The following is a 17018-nucleotide window of genomic DNA, read 5'->3' on the forward strand; positions in this document are numbered from 1 at the left end:
GCCTCTAGTGCGCCAGCCGTTCTCTTTAAAGAAGAGGCGCGGGCATCTGCCCGCGCCTTGAGTCGTTGCGCCGTCGCTTCTGGAAGTTGCGCTGCGAGCGCTACTTGTTCGGCGTCGCTGGAGCCGGTGCCGGCGCGGCGGTCGCGGGCGCCACCGGAGCCGGCGACGGGAACAGATCCTGGTAGCGCGGGTCCTCGACCTCGATCTTCGCGCTGGCCCGCAACTGGTTCATGAACGGCTGGATCTGCAGCGATTCTTGCTGTTTCTTGATCTGGTCGATCACCGCTTCTTTGGTCAGCGGCTTGACCCCCTCGACCTGGATGACGTGCCAGCCGAACGGCGTCTGCACCGGCGCGCTGATCTGGCCGGGCTTGAGCGCGAACGCCGCGTTCTGGAACGCCGGCACCATCTGGCCCGGGCCGAACCAACCGAGGTCGCCGCCCTTGTCCTTGGTGCCAGGATCGATCGAGTACTGCTTGGCGAGCGTCGCGAAATCGGCGCCCTTCTTGAGCTGCGCCTCGATCATTTCCGCTTGCGCCTTGCTCTTGACGAGGATGTGGCGCGCCTGCACCTGTGCCGGCTGCCCGAGCACCAGGTGCTGCTGCTTGAGATAATCGTTGACCTGCGCATCGGTGACGGTGATGTTCTGGTCGACCGCTTTGGTCGTCAGGATGTTCTGGCGCACGAGCTTGCGCGCGTCGTCCATGCTGATGCCTTGCGACTTCAACATCGTGTCGAACTGGCCGGGCGGGAAATGCGATTCGATCTCGGTGAGCTTGTCGTTCACTTCGGCATCGGTCGCGGTGATGTTGTGCTCTTTGGCGTACTGGAAGATAAGGTCTTGCTGGACCATTCCAGCGAGGGTGTTCTTGCCGCCCTGCTGCTCGAGTTTGGCGTCGAGCTCACCTTTGGTGATCTTCTCGCCGTTGACCGTCGCGACGGTCTTCTGGTCGCCGCATCCCGTCATGAGCAGCACCGCGCATGCGGCGGCCATGAGCGATGCGAGCGTCGCGAACCTGGACTTCATCATTCCTCCATTTACAATGCCGCTAGAATCTCACGCACAGTCGCAAGCTTGCCGTCGCCGGCGGAATCGTGCGGCGGAAGCTGAGCCACAATCGCGCCCTGAGTGAAACGGAAGTTTCCTCGAGTGAGGGACGTCAGAGCCGGAAGTGAACTTTCGGAGAGCGAAAAACGGCGCCCGACTTCGAGCGTCAATCGTCGGCCTTCGAGCGACAGTTTTTCGACTCCTTTCCCCGCAGCGAGTAAACGCAAGCGGGCGAGCTCGATGAGCGCGTCGACTTCCTTGGGCCGCGGGCCGTAGCGATCGCGCATCTCGTCGGCGACGCCGGCGAGCGCCTCGAGCGAGCGGGCGGCGGCGAGGCGCTGGTACAGCGCGATCTTCTGGCTGGCGCCGCGCACGTATTCGTTCGGGATGTAGGCGCTCACGCGCAGGTCCAGCACCGGCGGCGGCTCATCCGGCACGTGTGGCTGGCCGCGCAGCTCGCCGATCGCGTCTTCCAGGATCTGGCAATAGGCGTCGAATCCGACGGCTGCTATGAAGCCCGATTGGGCATGCCCGAGCAGGTTGCCGGCGCCGCGGATCTCCAGATCGCGCATCGCCAGACGCAGGCCCGACCCGAGATGAGAGAACTCGCGGATCGCTTCGAGCCGCGCTTGAGCCGCTTCCGACAGCGCGCGGTGCGGTTGATACAAGAAGTAGGCGTAGGCTTGGTGGGCGCTGCGCCCCACCCGTCCGCGCAGCTGGTAGAGCTGCGCCAGCCCGAAATGATCGGCGTTGTTGATGACGATCGTGTTGACGTTCGGGATGTCCAGCCCGTTCTCGATGATCGTCGTCGAGACGAGCACGTCGAAGTCGCCGTTGACGAACCCGATCATGACGTCCTCGAGCTCGTGCTCGTCCATCTGCCCGTGGCCGATCGCGATGCGCGCGCGCGGCGCGAGCGCTTGCAGCGCATCGCGGATGCCGTAGATCGACTCGATGCGGTTATGGACGAAGTAGACCTGGCCGCCGCGGTCGAGCTCTTGCTGCAGCGCGGAGGCGATGAGCGCGTCGCTGGTCGGCGTGACCACCGTCTTGACCGACATGCGGTTGCTCGGCGCCGTCTGGATCAAGGAGAGATCGCGCACGCCGACGAGCGACATGTGGAGCGTGCGCGGGATCGGCGTCGCCGACAGGGTCAGCACGTCGACCGAGCGGCGCATCTCCTTGAGGCGCTCTTTGTGCGCGACCCCGAAGCGCTGCTCTTCGTCGACGATGACCAGACCGAGGTTCTTGAAGCCGACGTCGCGCTGCAGCACGCGGTGCGTGCCGATGACCAGGTCGATGCCGCCGTCGGCGAGCTGCTTGAGCGTCTCTTTCTGCTCGGCTTTCGAACGAAGGCGCGAGAGCAGCCCGACCTTCACGGGGAACGCGGCAAAGCGCTCGGTGAAGGTCCGGTAGTGCTGCGCCGCGAGCACGGTGGTCGGCACGAGCACCACCACTTGCTTGCGATCCATGATCGCCTTGAACGCAGCTCGGATCGCGACTTCGGTCTTGCCGTAGCCGACGTCGCCGCAGACGAGCCGGTCCATCGGCCGCGGCCGCTCCATGTCGGCTTTCACCGCTTCGATCGCCGAGCGCTGGTCGGGCGTCTCATCGTATGGGAACGACTCTTCCAGTTCGGCCTGCCACGGCGTGTCCGGTGCGAACGCGTGGCCTTGTGCGGCCTCGCGCTGCGCGTACAGGCGCACCAGACCTTCGGCGATCTTCTCGACCGCTTCGCGCACCCGCGAGCGCGCACGCGCCCAATCCGAGCCGCCCATCTTCGATAGGGCGGGCGGCGAGCCGTCGCCGGCGACGTAGCGCCGCACCAGGTGCATCATCTCGACCGGCACGTAGAGCCGGTCGGCGCCCGCGTACTTGAGCGCCATGAAGTCGCGGCCGACTTCGTTGACGACGATGTGCTCGAGCCCGAGATACTGGCCGATGCCGTGGTTGGCGTGCACGAAGTACTCGCCGGCCTTCAGGTCGGCCTCGGTGATCGGCACGCCTTCCTTGACCGCTTTGATCTTCTGACGGCGCGCCGCGTGCCCGAACAGCTCGGCGTCGCCGAGCACGACCACGCCGAGCGAGGTCATCTCGAATCCCGCGTCGATCGCGCCCTCCGCGATGACGACGCGGCCGCCGTCGCCGCGCTTCCACGATTTGGGCGGCGGTGCGACCGCGACGTCATGCTCGTCGAGCACTTCGCGGATGCGCCGGTGGCCCACCGATGCGATGGCGATCAGCTCGCCGGCCGCGACGCGTGCGCGCACGTCGGTGACGAAGCGCTCCATGCTGCGGTTGAAGATCGGCGCTGGGACCGACGGCAGCGCAACCGTCACGTCGGCCTGGCGAGTGACGCGCGGACCTGCCGTCGCGAAGGTCACGACCGCGCGCTTCGTTAGGCGAGCGGCGATGTCGTCGAGCGCGAACGGCGAAAGCTCCGGAGGCGCGCCGGCCGCTTCTGCGCCGGGGACGCCGGAGAGCTTCAGGATATTCTCCCTCTCCGGCTCGGCGGCTTCGGCTCTCGCCGGCGCCGACGCCCCGGCTTTCGAAGCGGCCGAGCGCGTCTCCGGGCTTTCGCTGTCCGCGGCCGCGATCGTGCCGTCGTCGCGTTCGGCCGCGAAGCCGTGGTCTATCGCGACGATCAGCTCGGCGTCGTCGACCATGAAGGGCGCGGATGGGGCATACTCGCCGATGAACGCGCCGTCATTCGCGAGCGCATCCTCGTTCCAGGGCGCGATTGTGATCTCGTCGATCGAATCGATCGAGCGTTGGTCCGACAGCGAGAATTCGCGGATGCTCTCGAGCACGTCGCCGAAGAACTCGAGGCGCACCGGCCGGTCGGCGGTCGCCGCGAACACGTCGATCAAGCCGCCTCGCACGGTGAACTCGCCGACCGCGCTGACGATGTCGACGCGATCGTAGCCGAGCTCGACGAGGCGGGCGAGCAGCGGCTCCCATTCGTAATCGTCGCGGGTTCGCATCGCAAAGGATGCGTCGCGCCAGCGATCTGGCGAAGGAAGCGGCTGCCGGATGCTCGCGTGCGAAACGCAGTAGATGCCGGGCCGCCCGGCAGCCAACCCGGACAGCGTTTCGATGCGCGCGCTGCGCTCGGTCGGGTTGAACAATCCGCCCACTGCGCGATCGCGCGGCCGCAGCACGTGGACGACGTCGCCCGCGTCTTCGAGATAGAAGGAAGCGTCGTTGGCGAAGCGATCGGCGGCGTCGGGCGTCGCGCTCCACACGATGAGGCAGCCGCCGAGAGAACGCCAGAGCGCCGCGGCGAGCGCCGGACGAGCGGCGGCTGTCGTCTCGGTCACATCTACGGCCGCGCGCGCCCCGACCGCTTGCTCGGCGCGCGCTAGCGCGTCGGACGCGTTGCTCACGATGCGCGGTATCAGGGGACCCAGCGAGGCGGCCACGAATAATCTCCAAAGCTCTTTGGCCGGGTCGCGCGCGACCCGGCCTATGTCAAACCGATATTACCCGAGCCTATCTCGGGCCACCTATTATAATTGAAAACAAACAGAATCGCCACCACAATTCTGACCGGCATGCTGCTCGCGGCGGGCTGCCTTGCCGTTAGGGCCGACGACGGAGCAGCCGGGCATAACGGCCTGCCGGCCGGGGTGCCATACGCGTCGGACACTGACCCTGTGCGCATCACCGCCGTGAACTTCTCACCGAGCGAGCCCAAGCGCGGCGACACCGTCACGGCGGAGGTGACGTGCTCGAGCAACGCAGCGGCGGTCACCGTCGCAGTGGGAACGATCCGCGTCCTGGTGCCGAAGAAAGCGCCCGGCATCTTCCGCACCCAGCTGCACGTCCCCGCATTCGCCTTCTATTCCTCGCATCAGACCGTCATCATCACCGCGATCAGGACGGACGGCGCTACCGCACAGCGCACGATCTCCGTCGACATCCGCTGACCTGTGGCCGGCCCATCGGTCATCGTGCTCGTCATCGATTCGGGCGGCGTCGGCGCCGCGCCGGACGCCGCCGCCTTCCACGACTCCCCGACGGTCAACACGCTCGGCAACACCGCGGCGGCAGCAGGCGGCCTCGCCCTGCCGACCTTCGAGAAGTTGGGGTTAGGCAACATCACCGATATGCGCGGCGTCGCGCACGCGGCATCCCCGCGCGCGTCGTGGGGTCGCTTGCGCGAGGTGAGCGCGGGCAAAGACACGATCACCGGACACTGGGAGATGATGAACATCGTCATCCGGACGGCGTTCCCGACGTATCCGCGCGGCTTTCCGCCGGACGTGGTGGAGCGCTTCGAATCGCTGATCGGAAGACGCGTGCTCGGCAATCGCGCGGCCTCGGGCACGCAGATCATCGAGGAGCTCGGCGCCGAACACATGCGGACCGGCCGCCCCATCATCTACACGTCTGCGGATTCGGTTTTTCAGGTGGCCACGCATGAAGACGTCGTACCGCTGGAAACCCTATGGCACTGGTGCGAACAAGCACGGAGCATCCTCACAGGGGCCAACCGCGTGAATCGGGTCATCGCCCGGCCGTTCGTCGGCGAGCCTGGCCGCTTCACGCGGACCGCGGGGAGGCGCGACTACGCGGTGGCGCCCCCGCGGCCAAGCATCCTCGATCTGCTCGCCGCCGCAGGTGTGCCGACCTGCGGTATTGGGAAGATAGGCGACATATACTGCTGCCAGGGTATCGCAGCGGGGAGCCGAACGGGCGACAACGCAGAAGGACTAGCCCGGACGCGGGAGTGGTTGGATGCGGGACAGGGCGGTTTCTGCTTCACAAACCTCAACGATTTCGACTCGAAGTACGGCCACCGTCGCGACCCCGACGGCTACGCCAAGGCACTGCTGGCGCTGGACCGGAGTTTGCCCGATATTCTCGATCGATTGAAGGACGGAGATCGACTGATAATCACGGCTGACCACGGATGCGACCCCACCGCAGCCGGCACCGACCACACGCGTGAATACGCCCCGCTCCTCGACTACGCTCCCGGCAAACCGGGCCGCGCGTTGGGCGAGCTCATCTCGTTCGCACAAGTCGGCAGCCGCGTCATGGAGTCATTTGGTTTGACCGCACCGGAGCCGCTTCTCGCATGATCGCCACCAGCGCCACCGCGGCCGCTCAAACCGTCGTCGGGCGTCCGCTTCCGGAGATGCAGCGGCGGTCGCAACGGATCGCCGACAGCCGCACCGCGCCGCTCTCATGGCGCATCGCCAAGCGCGCGCTGGACATCGTCCTATCGGCGCTTCTCTTGGTGATCCTCGCGCCGGTGTTCGGGCTCATCGCCGTCGGCATCAAGCTCAGCTCGCCCGGACCGGTGTTCTTCTCGCAGATGCGCGTCGGCAAACGGGGCCGCGAGTTCCGCTTCTACAAGTTCCGCACGATGGTGGACGGCGCGCATCTGCTGCACGAACACGTCCTGCATCTCAACGAGCTCGACGGCCCGGCGCTCAAGATCGCCGACGATCCGCGCGTGCACGACTTCGGCACCGTGTTGCGGCGCACGAGCCTCGACGAACTCCCGCAGCTGTGGAACGTGCTGCGCGGCGACATGAGCCTTGTCGGGCCGCGCCCGGCATTGCCGCGTGAAGTGGCTAACTACGAACCGCACTACCTGCAGCGCCTCGCGGTGATGCCGGGGATCACCGGGTTGTGGCAGGTGAGCGGCCGCGCCAACGTGCCGTTCCGCCGCTGGATGGCGATGGACGTCTGGTACGCCCGCCACTGGAATCCGCTGCTCGACCTATGGATCTTGGCGCGCACCGTGCCCGCGGTTTTTCGCGGGGAAGGCGCGTGGTAACGGCCCCCTTGCTGTTGTTGCCCCCAGTCGTCGACCAAACCATCCACCAAACGCCGCTCACGATCGTCTCCGCCGTGCTCTTCGTGCTCGCCGGTCTCGCCGCGTTATGGTTATGCCTGCGCCGCCCCCAATGGGCGGCGGCTCTCATCGCGTTTGTGATCCCTTTTGCGTTCTACCGCGACTTCATGCACACGACCATCACCCTCGAAAAGGTCGTGATCATCGGCGTGGCGATCGGTCTGGTGCTGCGAGGCGCTCCGCTCGTCCCCGCGAGCGCGCCGGCGCGCCGCATCCTCATCGCGGGTCTGATCGTGCTCGCGGCGATCGCGATCTCCGGCATCCAGGCTACCTATCCGGGTCCGGTGCTGCGCGAAGCCCTCAAACAGGTCGAATACTTGGTGATGTTCTGGTGCGCCGCGAGCTTGGTGATCGAACAGCGCGAGGACTTGCGCTGGATCGAGGCGGGCATCATCGCGTCGGTGCTCGTCGTGTCGCTCGATGCGGTCGCACAGGGCTTGCTCGGCGGCGCGCCTTCAGGCGTGTGGATCAACGGCCACCGCCTGCCGCGGGTCGCCGGACCGCTGGAAGGACCCAATCAGCTGGGCGGCTTCTTGCAGATGGCATTGCCGGTGCTGTTCCTATCTCCGCTGCTGCTGAGCGATCGCCTGCGCGCGCTGCGCTGGATCGCGATCTTCGCCGCGGCGCTTGCGATCCCGATGACGCTGTCGCGCTCCGGCGTAGCGTTCGCGCTGGCCGCCTTCGCGTTGGTATGGTTCGTCGACCGCGCTGCGGCGCGCAAGTCGTGGATCCCGTTCGCAGCCGGCACGCTGGCCGGCTTCGCGATCGCGATCCAATGGTATTGGGGAGCAACGCACAGCTTCGCGCTGCTCGGCGACATCTTCCGGCTTTCCGAAGTGCCGCTGCAAGACCCGGGCGGCGTCGGCACGCGCAACGAGCTGTGGAACGCCGCGCTCGCGATGTTCGGCGCGCATCCGCTGATCGGCGTCGGGGCCGGCAACTTCGAGCATCTGCTCTCGACGGTCGGTTTGGCCAACGTCCAGACGCACGCGAACAGCCTCTGGCTGCAGACGCTGGCCGAGCAAGGGCTCGTCGGGTTCATCGCACTGCTCGCCCTCTACGTCGTCGTGTTGCGCGAATGCGGGCTCGGCCTCTCGCAGTCGTGGCTCGCGCGCGCGGCGCTGGTCGCGACCATCTGCCTGCTGCTCCACCAGGTCTTCGACGATCTGTTCTTCTTTCCGAAGGTCGGCCTGCTGTGGTGGCTGCTGATCGGCGCGGCGGCCGGCGACCTCGCCGGCGCTCGAGCGCAGGTGCGTGCGCCGGCCGCGGCGGCGTCGGCCGAGCTGCGCGAAACCGCTACGCCGATCGCCTAATGCGGGCCCGCGTCGCGCACGCGGCTGTCGCATCGCTGCTCGCGTTCGCGCCGCTGATCGCGCAAGCCGCCGGCCCGCCGGTCGATCCCCGTCTCGCCGCGCTGCCCGCTCCCATCCGCGTGTCGGCACATCGCGTCGAATACTACGGTGATTCCGCGCTGATCGTCGCTCGCGGCGACGTTCACGTGGTCGAACCCGATGGTTCGGTCGTGCAAGGCGACGTCTTCGTCATGAATCTCGGGTTGCGCCGGTTCTTGGTCGCCGGCCACGTGCGCTTGCAGACCAAAGCCGGCGCGATGTCGGGCGCGGCCTATGCGGATTTCCTCGTGTTCCGCCGCCAGTATTTCGTGCCGCTCGACCCGGAAGCGGACCGCTGGACGTTCTTCAACTACGATTTCGCGAATCCGAAAAAGGGCCGGCAGATGCCGGGCGATGCGTTCTTCATCCCGGACGTCTCCGGCACGAAGCCGTACATCGTCGGCCGGGCCGTGACGATCAACGCCTCTACGTATCTGCGCATGACGCCGGCGACCTTCGTCTTGTTCAACGGCGCGTTGTGGACCACGCCGCTGCCTCCGTACACGTATAATTTCTCGGCCAATCAGAACTTCGGGGTGAACGCGTTGGCCGGCGCGAGTTTCGACGTGCCGTACAATCTGGCCGGCTCGCCCGTGTCGCTCGACGCGCTGCATTTCCGCTACGATCAGGTGCTGCCGGTCAGCACGTACTGGTCGCTCGAGCATCACTCGGTCTTCGGCGCCGGCTATGCCGTGGCGAGCCTGAATCCGGCGAGCGAACCGCCCAAACAGTGGAATCTATTGAGCTACGACCGCATGTCGCCGGCGAGCGCGCTGCGCCTCAACACGCAGCTGTTCACCTATCAGTACGGCTTGTCTCAGCCGCTCTCGTCCAGCGGTTACGCTGATCTGCAGTACAATCAGGGCATCCGCCAGTCGTCGGTGTTGGTCGACGTCACGCAAGAGTACTCAAGCCTGCTGGCGCAGCCGGCGCTCGGGTACTACGGCGATCCGTCGCATCAATGGATCCCGAATCACCCATTCATCGGCGGCTTGCAGTGGCAGGGGTACTATCAGAAGCTCTTGCGCACCGGACTCACCTACCGGCTCGCGTCCGGGCTCGGCACGATCCACGATGCGTTCGGGGTGAGCAACAGCGGCCAGCCGGAGGTCAACAGTTACTATTTCGCAGGTTCGCTCTTCACGCCGACCTACCGCGGCCCGCTCGGCACCGGCATCAACGCGGCGTACACGATCAGCCAGTCCTACTTCAGTTTCCCGAACATCGTGCAAGAGCAGACGACGACGGCGACGATCAGCCGGCGCGTCTCGCCGCACGTGCTGCTGATCGGGTCGGACGTCATCGACAGCGCGACCTCGCGCAACGCGTTCTCGATCATCTCGCCCAACCAGGCGACCGGAGCCGTGCCCCTGCCGTCGTCCATCGACGGCCTGCCCGTCGTGCTCGGTCCGTTCTTGCGGGCGACCAACCGCGCGTATGGCCTCAACACCGTATGGACGCCGTCGCCGGACTTCCAATTCACCGTTGCGGCGACCCAATCCGACTATTCGCCGCAACAGGCGCCTTTGGCGACCGGACCGCCGAGATATCAGATCAGCGGCGACGTGCGCATGCGCATCACCCGCGTGCTGTTCCTCGACGCGCAGCGTTCGTATTTCTTCAACTGGGGCGGGCAGACGTGGTCGCCGCACTTCCAGATCTTGATAACGTCGCAATGAAGTTCGCAAATGTAGTAGCGCGATCTCTGATCGCGCTGGCAATGCTGGCGACACCGCTGACCGCGCATGCCCTGCCGACGCCGATCCCGCAGGCATCGCAAACGCCGCCGCCCGACCTCGCTGCGCCATCGGCGACGCCGCTGCCGCTGGAGGTGAACGGCCAGGTGATCGACATCGAGCGCGGCTTCATCGTCTTCACCAGCGGCGATGCTTTGCGCCTGGCGCCGAATGCGGCACTGCTCGACGATGCGACAGGCGCGACGTTGACCAACGCGCCGGCCCCGGGTATATTCGCGCTGGCCTCGATCGACACGGCGAGCGGCATGGTGACGTCAGTACGGTTCTCGCACAAACCCTTGTCGCAGGGCACGTCCATCACGCAGATCCCGCGCCAATACGTCGTGCAGGCATCGCCCCCGCAGGGCAATCCGGAGCTTGAACCGCCAAAGCCGAAGTACACGAGCAAGCTGAGCACGGACACGCTCGTGCGCATCACCGTGCAAGTGCCGCCGAACACGCCGTTCACCGACGACGTGTTCATGACCACCGACACGAGCGGCTGGAATCCGCAAGCGGTGAAGATGCAGCGCCAAGACGCGATCCATTTCTTCATCGAGCTGCGCCTGCGTACCGGGACCGATTTCCATTTCCTGTTCACGCGCGGCTCGTGGAACAGCGCGGAGCGCGATCGCAATGGACTCGAACGCACGGCGCGCGATCTCTACATCGAGGGCAGCGATGCGCTCGCCGTCGATGCGACGGTCTACCGTTGGGCCGATATACCGTGATGCGCTACGGGCTGCCTTTGAACTGCACTGGTTGGACGGTATTGGACTGACCAAGTAAGTCGAATCCGGAAAAGGTCACATGCAACGGGGCTGCCGGACGCACCGCGGCTGCGACGAACGACAAGCGGAATGTGGCTCCCTTGGGGAAGCCCGTTGGCCGCGCGTATTTCCAGAGGTCGATAAGCAGGTCATCCGAGCTCGACTGGACAGGCTCGACCACGTACAATCCGCCGGATTCCACCACTTGCGTGCTCGCGACGTCACCCCAGCAGAACGTCACAAAATCGTCGTCGCCATAGATCTCGATCCCCGCGAACTGGGTCGGGTGGCCTGCTGCGTCGGCCTTGAAGAGAATCGTCTTCGACACGCGAGCGGTGATTGGCTGATCGAACGGCACATAATTCTGTTGGACCGACCGAGTCGTCCACATGAGGGCGGGGTTCTTGGTCGGCATCAGCGTGATGCCGACCGTGCCTCGCCGCCCTCCGCCGCGGACGTAGCTAATCGAACCATCAACCATATCTCCGACGTTCAAACTCCACGCCGCAGGGACGACATATCCTCGATTGACAGGGATCGCGAGCTGAGGGTTTGGGATGTGGACGATCGGCGTCAACGCGAGAAAACGATTGCTCAGGTATTCCTCGCCGGTCCGAGCATTCACGATGCGCACTTGTGCCAGTGAGCCCGCCGGAATCGCCGCCAGGTTGTCCGGCGCGGCGATCACGACCGCTTGTGTCCCGTGCGGGGGCACCGGCTCGCACCCCGTCTCGCAGCGCCAGAGGTACTGTATGAAGTCGTAGGCCATGAGGTAGGTTGTGCCAAGAAAATCATCACTATCATTGCGGACGCTCAACGAGACTTTGTCGATAAAACCGAGGTGGTGCGAATCATACAGGCCTGATATGGTAGCGTGGATCGGGGGCTCCTTACCGCATCCGAATAGGGCGGTGATCAGTACAACGGCCGCGGCCGCGGGCAGCCACCGCCGCATCCGAACCGCGAACGCCCCTGCAAGGCTCTCTTTGAGCTCGATGGCGTCGGGCAACGAACCGAACCAAGACGCCAGACACACCGGCAGTAGAAAAAGGAAGTAGTTTTCAAGCGATCGAGGTGCGACCAACAGCGTGAGCCCTGGCGCTAGCCAAACAAGGTTCCGGACGGGTTTGAAAAAAAGTGCCGCGACCAGAAGCAGAGCTATAAAGACGCCAGCTGCAACTCTGGTGAGGACTTCCGGCGCCCAATGGACGTGGCCGGAGAGAACGATGTTGACGAGCCCTGCGCCCCACTCGACGTGGTGGGCGATGAAGGGTTCGAAGACGCCAGCTGCCCATGCCGCGGGCTTGGTGATCGCGAAATATGCGTTCGGCAACATGAATGCGGCAAACGCCGCGGCGACGGCGCGAACGAAATTGTGCACTCGCCGTCCGGCCGGAGCTGCCGCGATCACACCGATGAAGAAGAAAGGCGCGTCCAGCCACGGGTCCTGTTTAATGGCGCAGGCGATGCCGAAGAATGCCCCAGCAGCGGCTGGCATCTGGGTCCAAAAAAAGGCGGCGAGCATGAGCGGCGCGAGATACAGAATATCCTGCTCGGAGCCGAAAGAGAAATCGATGCTGCCGGGATCGACCAAGAACACCAAGATCGCGACGCTTCGCAAATGCCGCGGCGCGATCGCATAGAGCAGCGCGATCGACACCAATACTGCGCAGACGTCGACCCAACGGGGGTCGACGTGTATGAGGAGAGCCGGGATGTATGACAAGAAGGCCAGCGCCGGATACGGCATGGAGCCGACGACTCCGCCCTCTATTAGGGGCGTGTTGAACGCGATTGGAACGTGGAAGATGTCATATGACGCGGCCAGGTCCAAGCCATATGGATTGATACCGCGCAGAAACAGCTCCGCCGCGTACAGGCTCAACGCCAGGCCATCTGTCGTGATCACGGGCAATACGTAATGGAGCATCGCGTATGCCCGCATGCAGAGGCCGATGCCCAAGCCGGACAAGAGCGCGATGGGGTAATGGTGCGGGAGGGTGCCCTGCAGCGTCAGTATTGAGACGGCGAAGAACAACAAATAGGCGGCGAAGGTCACAACCGCTGCATCGGCGTGCTCGACCGTGCCCGTGTTGACCCAGATATAATACGCGTTCCAGAGAAGCCACGCCGAAACGACAACGCCACAAACCCGCAGCACGTCGGCTTCGCGCGAGCCCGAGGTGTGCGGGATTGGCGCTTCCTGTTGAGAGTCGGACATGAACGCGAGTCGTCCCCAAGGATCACGTAGGTTGGCGGAGAGTTAGGTCATCCGCAGCGGCCACCTGCCCTCGCAGGCCGTCCCGCTATGAACCCGAAAGCGACGTCAGGCAGCTGATGAAAAAACGTGTCGGGTTCGATTTCTACGTCGAAAGCCGCCAGTACACCGAGTATCTCAAGACCAGCGGCCGCGGTGACTACGACAAGTACGTCGCCACGATCGAGGCGCTGAATCCCAAGCAAGCGCTCGACGTGGGTTGTGGGATCGGAGCCGCCGTCGCCGCGTTGCGCGCGCTAGGACGCGATGCCTTCGGTTGCGACGTGTCCGGCCCGTCCCTCGATTCGGCGCGCGCGGAGTGCGGACAATATTTCGAGGCCATGGTATCTCAATCGAGCCTGCCCTATTCCGATGCATCGTTCGATGTGGTCGGCTGCATGAACGTGCTCGAGCACGTCGCGGACCCATCGGCGCTGCTGACCGAGATGTGCCGCGTGCTCTCGCCGGCGGGCAGTCTGGTGATATTCTCGCCCAACATGCTGTCGCTGACGTGGCCGCGGGCGCGCTGCGGATTGCGCAATCCGTGGCTGATCAGGCTGCAGAATGCGGCGTACCTCGCCGGTCGCGCTCTGCCGATCGGCTGGCGGGCGGATCGCGAGTTCATGCTGATCGAGAATGCGGTCGACGAAAACGCGCTGGAGCCTGACGAAGATGCGATCTGCCTCATCAACGTCTTCGATCTACGGCGTGCGTTGCGCCGTCGCGGCATGCGCATCGTCGACTATTCGGCGACACAGCGCTTTCAGTCGCGACGTTGGCTCGACGCGCTGTATCGAACCCCGCTCGGTTACATCTTGGGCTCAGTCTGCGTCATCGCAACGCCCCGGCCGTGACGCCGAGGGGGCAGCGGACGCGCGAGCACAGAACGTCGCACGCGTGAGTGAGGGCGATGGCGCTACATCGACGCACCTGCGGCGCATCGCGTGTGTTCTTGGCGCCCCTCCCACCGCACGCACCCTAGCGGGCGGCGATCGGCACGAGTTCGAGGTCTGGCAGCGCTGGGCGGCCCGCCCCGATGTCGAGATGCATGTGATCGCCTGTTGGACCGGTGCGCAGCTCGCCGAGAACCTCGGTTACCACCTTCCGCTCATGCTGACCGAATCGCGCGCCTCGGGCATCGGCGCTCTGCGGCTGGGTTACATCGCCCGCTGCTTGCGCGCGCTGCGCCGCCTGCCCGAGGTCGGACACCTCGACGCTGTTTACGCAGGATCGCCATTCTTCTACGACGTGCTGCCCGCGGTCGCGGCGAAGATCCAGGGGCGGACAAAGCGCATTATCGTGCCGTTCTATCACGTGACGCCACCGCCGACCAATCGTACGGGCAATCCGCTGGCGAACCTGCTCGCGTGGATCGAACAGCGCGTCATGCTGCGACTCATCGCACGCTACGCCGACGTGGTGCTGGTCGCATATGCGGGCGCTCGCGACGACCTGATCCGCAACGGCATCGCGCCCACGGCGATCGTCACGACCGGTATGGGAGCGCGCGCTGGACTCGCAGCGAAGGCGCCGCCGCAGTTCGATGCGATCTGCATCGGCAGGTTGACGCCGGCCAAGGGGATCATCGATCTGCTCGATGCGTGGGCGATCCTTCGGCGCGCGGTTCCGGCGGCACGGCTCGCGCTCGTCGGCGGTGAGATGCCGGGCTTCGACGTCGCCCGCGAGATTCAACGGCATTCCCTCGCACCTGCGGTGCAGATATTCATCGGCCCCTCCGATGACGAGGTGCGAGAGCTCATGAGCGCGTCGCGGACTTTCATCACCGCGAGCAAAGAGGAGGGGTACGGGCTCGCGGTCGGCGAGGCGCTTGCGGCCGGTCTGCCGTGCATCACATTCGACGTGCCCGCGTTCGCCGCAGTATTTCCGCTCGGACGCCATACGGCACGCGGCACCAGCGCGGAAGCGCTCGCGCAGGCCATCCGTGAGGTGCTCACCGATGAGGCGTTGTACCGCCGGCTCCACGACGAGGCGTGCTCGTGGCGCTATTCCTCATGGGACGAAGTAGCCGACGAGCTGTGGTGCGAATGCGTGGAGGCGTGAGCAAGCCCGCAGACGAGTTCTACGCGAAGACCGAAACCGACTATCCTGTTCTCGACGACCGCTTGCGCAAGGTGCTCGCGCAGTGCGTGCGCGCGCGGCCTTCGAGTCTGCTGGACATCGGTTGCGGCCGGGGCTTTTTCGCATCCGCCCTGCGCGAGAAGCTGCCCGATGTGCGTTGCTACGGCGTCGAGCTCTCGCCTGGTCTCGCCGATCAGGCCGAGCGCAGCGGAATGACCGTGTTTCGCACGGACGTGGCGGATGGGATTCCGTTGCCCGACGGCAGCGTCGATCTCGCGTTGATGGGCGAAGTCATCGAGCACGTCTTCGACCCAGATGCGTGCGTGCTCGCGGTGCGCCGTGTACTTCGGCCTGGGGGCACGCTCATCGTCACGACGCCCAATCTCGCAAGCTGGACGAATCGCGTGCTTTTGCCGCTCGGCATCCAGCCGCTGTACTCAGAGACGAGCACCCGCAAGCGCTACGGGCGATGGTTGAAGGTGCTGGGCCAGGGCGGGCAGAGCCTGCAAGGACACCTGCGTTTGTTCACGCGCGGCGCGCTGGTCGAGATGCTGCGCGACCTTGGCTTCACGATCGAGCGTGTGCTCGGCAATCGTTTCTTCGAATTGGATCGAGTGCCGCTCGCGAATCTCGTGGACGCGATCATGTGCGCACGGCCGTCCCTCGCGAGCGGCCTCATCGTGGTCGCGCGCAAGACATGACGCCGCTCGTTGCGGTGTTAGCGTGAAGCCCGGCTGCGACCGTAAAGCTCTCCCGGACGTCGCGGTCGCCTATCGAGCAACCCAAGAACGGCGCCGACGAGTTCCCAAGATTTCATCACGATAAGTCCGCCCCCGAGCACCGGGTGGCGCACGAACTGTCCGGCGTTGTTGAGGAGCGCCTGGCGCATCGGTGTGAGCCGCGCCATCGCCGCATTGCCGTGTTTGCGCACGAACTGCGGCAAGGCCCGCGCATAGTAGTACTTCTTGGCGAACAGCAAGGCGAGCGTTTGGCGGCCCTCATCGTGACGGATCAGTCCGGCGCAGAACACCATCGGCGCGGCGCCGAGGGCGCGGATCGACATGTCCCAATCCTCGGTGCCCGTCATCGTCTCGTCATAGCCGCCGAGCTCGAGGATATGCTCGCGCTCGAAGAAACGAGCCGCTGTCACTGTCTGGTCGAAGCGATAGAAATCCCGTTCGAACGCTTTGCAACGCGACCAAAAGCCGGACCCGAACGACTCCTCGGGGATGCAGATGCCGCGCGCACCACTCCGCTGGGCTGCGGCCACGCAGCTGCTCACCACGTCAGGATCGAGCACCATGTCTGAATCGAGGATCGCCACATACCGGCCGCGCGCCGCGCGGATGCCCGCATTGCGCTGAGCCGAGCGCTCGGGTCCGGCTTGCAACACGACGTCGGCCAGCTCGTGCGCGATCTGGAGCGTGTCATCGCTCGAGCCGTTGTCGACGACGATGATCTCGAGGCGCGCATGATCTTGCCGGCGTGCGCTCTCAAGACAGGCGCGGAGCACCGCACCCGAGTTCTTGGTGGTCACGACCAGCGAGACGAGCGGGTTCGTCTCAGGCTTTGTCTCGATCACTCGCGATCGTCTTTTGCAGGCCCTCTTGGAGTTCGACGCGCGGAGCCCAACCGAGGAGCGTCGTAGCGCGCGAGATGTCGGGGCAGCGCCGCGCTGGATCGTCCTCCGGCATCGCAGCGAAGCGGAAGCGCTCCTGGACACCGCACAGCCGGCTCACAAGCTTCGCGACCTCGAGCACCGTGTACTCGCGAGGATTTCCCAGGTTTATCACTTCGCCCAGCGCGCGCTCCGACGTCGCCGCTTTGAACAGACCGTCGACCAGATCGCTGACATAGCAGAACGACCG

The 17018-nt window shown here is 65.3% G+C and carries 14 protein-coding genes; 9 read left to right on the plus strand and 5 right to left on the minus strand.

Translation table 11 applies throughout. From position 1 onward, the window contains the following. Positions 1-100 precede the first annotated feature (100 nt). The gene (locus VKF82_07315) at positions 101-1030 is read right to left on the minus strand and encodes a peptidylprolyl isomerase (GenBank protein HME81871.1); all 930 of its coding nucleotides are present in this window, start codon (positions 1028-1030) and stop codon (positions 101-103) included. A gap of 8 nt (positions 1031-1038) precedes the next feature. Next, positions 1039-4470: a transcription-repair coupling factor gene (mfd, locus tag VKF82_07320; protein ID HME81872.1), complete on the minus strand. Its 3432-nt coding sequence runs from the start codon at positions 4468-4470 to the stop codon at positions 1039-1041. 93 nt (positions 4471-4563) lie between these two features. Here mfd and VKF82_07325 point away from each other — a divergent pair, with 93 nt between their 5' ends. Genes VKF82_07325 through VKF82_07350 form a run of 6 tightly spaced genes read left to right on the plus strand, consistent with a single transcriptional unit; the run spans position 4564 to position 10775 of the window. Further along, positions 4564-4977: a hypothetical protein gene (locus VKF82_07325; GenBank protein ID HME81873.1), complete on the plus strand. Its 414-nt coding sequence runs from the start codon at positions 4564-4566 to the stop codon at positions 4975-4977. Between the two features lie 3 nt (positions 4978-4980). Beyond that, entirely contained in the window at positions 4981-6135 is a 1155-nt protein-coding gene (locus tag VKF82_07330) for a phosphopentomutase (GenBank protein HME81874.1), read from the plus strand. Beyond that, the gene (locus VKF82_07335) at positions 6132-6839 is read left to right on the plus strand and encodes a sugar transferase (protein HME81875.1); all 708 of its coding nucleotides are present in this window, start codon (positions 6132-6134) and stop codon (positions 6837-6839) included. Before VKF82_07330 ends, VKF82_07335 begins: the two co-directional genes overlap by 4 nt. Beyond that, the gene (locus tag VKF82_07340; protein HME81876.1) at positions 6833-8230 is read left to right on the plus strand and encodes an O-antigen ligase family protein; all 1398 of its coding nucleotides are present in this window, start codon (positions 6833-6835) and stop codon (positions 8228-8230) included. The genes VKF82_07335 and VKF82_07340 overlap by 7 nt, the downstream gene beginning before the upstream one ends. Then, the gene (locus VKF82_07345) at positions 8230-9987 is read left to right on the plus strand and encodes a hypothetical protein (protein HME81877.1); all 1758 of its coding nucleotides are present in this window, start codon (positions 8230-8232) and stop codon (positions 9985-9987) included. The genes VKF82_07340 and VKF82_07345 overlap by 1 nt, the downstream gene beginning before the upstream one ends. After that, a complete protein-coding gene (locus VKF82_07350; protein HME81878.1) occupies positions 9984-10775 on the plus strand; it encodes a hypothetical protein in 792 nt (263 codons plus the stop codon). Before VKF82_07345 ends, VKF82_07350 begins: the two co-directional genes overlap by 4 nt. A 4-nt stretch (positions 10776-10779) precedes the next feature. On the opposite strand, the gene VKF82_07355 is transcribed toward VKF82_07350, so the two are convergent. Then, on the minus strand, positions 10780-13035 hold the full coding sequence (locus VKF82_07355) for a hypothetical protein (GenBank protein HME81879.1): 2256 nt from the start codon (positions 13033-13035) through the stop codon (positions 10780-10782). A 116-nt stretch (positions 13036-13151) separates the two neighbouring features. Here VKF82_07355 and VKF82_07360 point away from each other — a divergent pair, with 116 nt between their 5' ends. The 3 genes from VKF82_07360 to VKF82_07370 are packed head-to-tail and all read left to right on the plus strand — an operon-like array spanning position 13152 to position 15851. After that, entirely contained in the window at positions 13152-13925 is a 774-nt protein-coding gene (locus VKF82_07360) for a class I SAM-dependent methyltransferase (GenBank protein ID HME81880.1), read from the plus strand. Between the two features lie 43 nt (positions 13926-13968). Next, positions 13969-15132, plus strand: coding sequence for a glycosyltransferase family 4 protein (locus VKF82_07365; protein ID HME81881.1), 1164 nt, complete (start codon positions 13969-13971; stop codon positions 15130-15132). After that, positions 15129-15851: a methyltransferase domain-containing protein gene (locus VKF82_07370; protein ID HME81882.1), complete on the plus strand. Its 723-nt coding sequence runs from the start codon at positions 15129-15131 to the stop codon at positions 15849-15851. Before VKF82_07365 ends, VKF82_07370 begins: the two co-directional genes overlap by 4 nt. A gap of 17 nt (positions 15852-15868) precedes the next feature. Here the strand turns inward: VKF82_07370 and VKF82_07375 are convergent, their stop codons facing one another. Together VKF82_07375 and VKF82_07380 are read right to left on the minus strand one after the other, a co-directional pair. Continuing rightward, the gene (locus tag VKF82_07375; protein HME81883.1) at positions 15869-16732 is read right to left on the minus strand and encodes a glycosyltransferase; all 864 of its coding nucleotides are present in this window, start codon (positions 16730-16732) and stop codon (positions 15869-15871) included. After that, positions 16713-17018: hypothetical protein (locus VKF82_07380; GenBank protein HME81884.1), on the minus strand; the 306-nt coding region annotated here is incomplete at its 5' end. The genes VKF82_07380 and VKF82_07375, both read right to left, overlap by 20 nt.

This window comes from Candidatus Eremiobacteraceae bacterium (assembly GCA_035314825.1).
Lineage (GTDB): Bacteria > Vulcanimicrobiota > Vulcanimicrobiia > Eremiobacterales > Eremiobacteraceae > JAFAHD01.